This is a genomic window from Frankia sp. CcWB2 (genome assembly GCF_977927585.1).
In genome coordinates this window covers 1,500-4,549 of record NZ_CDWRCM010000110.1, presented here as the reverse complement: position 1 = coordinate 4,549, position 3,050 = coordinate 1,500, and the positions used below count along the sequence as shown (strand labels likewise).

General features: G+C 70.9%; 3 protein-coding genes. 1 reads left to right on the top strand and 2 read right to left on the bottom strand.

Annotated features, from left to right (window positions below; all coding sequences use genetic code 11):
• Positions 1-853: HAD-IC family P-type ATPase (locus tag ACY45C_RS12945; protein ID WP_462187872.1), on the top strand; the 853-nt coding region annotated here is incomplete at its 5' end.
• A 33-nt stretch (positions 854-886) separates the two neighbouring features.
• Here ACY45C_RS12945 and ACY45C_RS12940 read toward each other — a convergent pair.
• Together ACY45C_RS12940 and ACY45C_RS12935 are read right to left on the bottom strand one after the other, a co-directional pair.
• Positions 887-2,416 (bottom strand): methionine--tRNA ligase, encoded by a 1,530-nt coding sequence (locus ACY45C_RS12940; RefSeq protein WP_462187880.1) that lies wholly within the window; start codon positions 2,414-2,416, stop codon positions 887-889.
• Positions 2,417-2,916: 500 nt separating this feature from the next.
• Positions 2,917-3,050: SAM-dependent methyltransferase (locus tag ACY45C_RS12935; protein WP_462187879.1), on the bottom strand; the 134-nt coding region annotated here is incomplete at its 5' end.

Genomic DNA, 3,050 nt, shown 5'->3' with positions numbered 1-3,050 from the left:
CCGGCTCGCCGCGGCGGTGGAGGAGGCGAGCGAGCACCCCATCGCCCGGGCGATCGCTGACGCGGCTGGGGAGCACGCGGTGGCCGCCGGTGTGCTGCCGCCGGTCGCGGACTTCGCGAACACCGCGGGCCTCGGCGTGCGCGGCACCGTGGAGGGGCATGCGGTGCTCGTCGGGCGGCCCCGGGTGTTCGCGGAACTCCCGGGCGCGCTCGCCGCCGAGCTGGACCGGGAACGGGCCGCCGGGCACACCGCCGTCGTGGTCGGCTGGGACGGCCGTCCCCGCGGACTGATCAGCGTCGCCGACACGGTGAAGCCCACCGCGGCCGCGGCCGTCGCCGATCTGCGTCGGCTCGGGCTGCACCCGGTCCTGCTGACCGGGGACGCCGAGGCGGTCGCCCGGTCCGTCGCCGCCGAGGTCGGCATCGCGGCCGAGGACGTCATCGCCGAGGTCCTGCCCGAGGAGAAGGTCGCGGCGGTCCGTCGCTTGCAGGCGCAGGGCCGGGTCGTGGCCATGGTGGGCGACGGGGTGAACGACGCCGCCGCGCTCGCCCAGGCCGATCTGGGCCTGGCGATGGGCGGCGGCACTGACGCGGCGATCGAGGCGTCGGATCTGACGCTCGTCAACGCGGATCCCTGCCTGGTGGCGGATGCCATCCGACTGTCGCGCGCCACCCTGCGCACGATCAAGGGCAATCTGTTCTGGGCGTTCGCCTACAACGTGGCCGGGCTGCCGCTTGCCGCGACCGGTCTGCTCAACCCAATGATCGCGGGGGCGGCGATGGCGTTCAGCTCCGTCTTTGTCGTCACGAACAGTCTGCGGCTGCGGCGTTTCACCGCACTGCGTCCGGCCTGAGCGGGCCCGGCCGGATCGGTTCCGCGGCGTCGGTCAGGTCGTGGCCGGTTCGGCCGGCGGGGCCTCCAGGCGCGGGAACACCGGGCTGGGATCGGCGGTCCGCGGCCCGCCGTCGCCGCACTGCGCGGCGATGCGCGGTGCCGAATCGGGCAGGAAGGGCGCGAGGTGCTCCGCCAGTTCCCGGCACGTGGCGACCAGTTCGGCGAGGACTGCGTCGAGGGCGTCGCGCGACGCTCCCTCCTTGCGCTCCGCCTTCGCGAGCTCCCAGGGCCGGGCGGCCTCCACGTAGCGGTTACCCTCGTCGCCGATCCTCGTGATGACCTCGGCTGCCCGGCGGAAGTCGAAGGCGGCGAAGGCGTCGTCGATTGTCCGGGGGGCCTCGTCGCGCACCGCCCGCAGCTGGGCGGCCGCGGGATTGTCGGGGGCGGGCGGGGGAATGAGCCCGTCCCGGTACCGCTTCACCATCGACACGGTCCGGTTGACCAGGTTGCCGATGTTGTTGGCGAGGTCCTCGTTCGCGCGGGTCACGAGCCGTTCGGTCGTGTAGTCGGTGTCGCCGGCTCGGGCGACGTCGCGCAGCATCCACCACCGCAGCGCGTCGGTGTTGAAGGCGGCGACGATGTCGGCGGGATCCTCGGCGTTGCCGGCCGACTTGCTGATCTTCATGCCGTCGGCGGTGAGATATTCGTGCACGAAGATGGTGTCGGGCAGGCGCACCCCGGCCGAGAGCAGCATCGCCGGCCAGTAGACGGCGTGAAAGCGGATGATGCCCTTGCCGATGACGTGCACTCGCCTGTCGGCGTCGTTCCACCAGTGCTGGAAGCTGTCGTCGTCGTTGCCGTACCCGGGGGCGGTGATGTAGTTCCCGAGTGCGTCGAACCACACGTAGATGACCTGCTCGGGGTCGCCGGGGACCGGAATACCCCAGCCGCGGGCCCGGCTCATGCTCCGCGACGCGCTGAAGTCCTCCAGACCGGCCTCGATGAAGGACAGTACCTCCCGCTTGCGGGCGGCGGGCTCGATGCGCAGCCGGTCGGCGGAGATGAGCTCGTGGAGCTGGTCCTGATAGCGGCTCAACCGGAAGAACCAGTTGCTCTCCTCCACCAGGTCGGGAACGGTCCCGTGTTCCGGACAGCGGCCGCCCACCAGCTCGTCGGGCTGGTAGAACAGCTCGCATCCCACGCAGTACAGACCGGCGTAGGTCTTGCGGTAGAAGTCTCCGCGGTCGGCGCAGGCCGACCACAGCTTCTCGACTCCCGGCCGATGGCGGGGGTCCGTGCTCGTCTTGATGAAATCGTCGAACGAGAGGCCCAACGGACCGCGAAGGCCCACGAACCCGGTGGCGACCCGCTCGACGTACTCGGCGGGTGTGATCCCCTCGGCCTCGGCCGCCTGGACGTTCTTCAGGGCGTTGTCGTCGGTGCCGGTCTGGAACCGGACCTCGTGGCCGCGCTGACGAAGATGACGTGCGTACGCATCGGTCTCGATCAGTTCGAGAGCGTGACCTACGTGCGGCTTGCCGTTGACGTACGGAATCGCCGTCGTCACGAAGTAGCGGCCCATCTGGTGTGAGTCCTTCCGCCCCGGTAGCAGCCTCACCGACGAGGCTCCGTCAGGGCCTCATCGGTCAGTCTGTCAAGACGCGCGGAAGAGGCCGGACGGCATGTGCATCATCATCCGGCTGGCCGGCGTCTCGGCCGTGGCATGTGTCCTCGACAGAGGGTGAATCCTACGCGACCTCGCACCCGGTAGCCCCCGGGGAGCGAGGTGGGAGTAGCGGATACCGGAGTACAGATCTTCTGCCGGCGCCGGCCCGTCCCGACCTGCTCGCCGCGCCGACCGCCGCGCCGGGAACGTTGGCGGCGAGATCATCCGCGGGATGCGGCACCGCCGTCGGCGGGGTGGTCGCCGCGGCGACCGTGCGAAGCCCGCTGCCCGGGCCGCGCTCCGTTCGGCGGACACCGCGGCCAGGCTTTCGGGTCCTCAGGCAGCCTGACGAGACCCATACCATCCTGCCGTGAGTGCCGAACGCGGCGGGGCCGCCGGTCCGGCGGCGTGGCATGTTACCGCTTCCGGGTAATGCCGCCGTACATGTGCACGTGAGCATCGTCCACGGCGGCGAGCTCGTCAGGGTGCCAGTGGTTGACAAGCACCACGCTGGGGTCGAGTATTTCCAGCCCATCGAAGAACTGCTCGA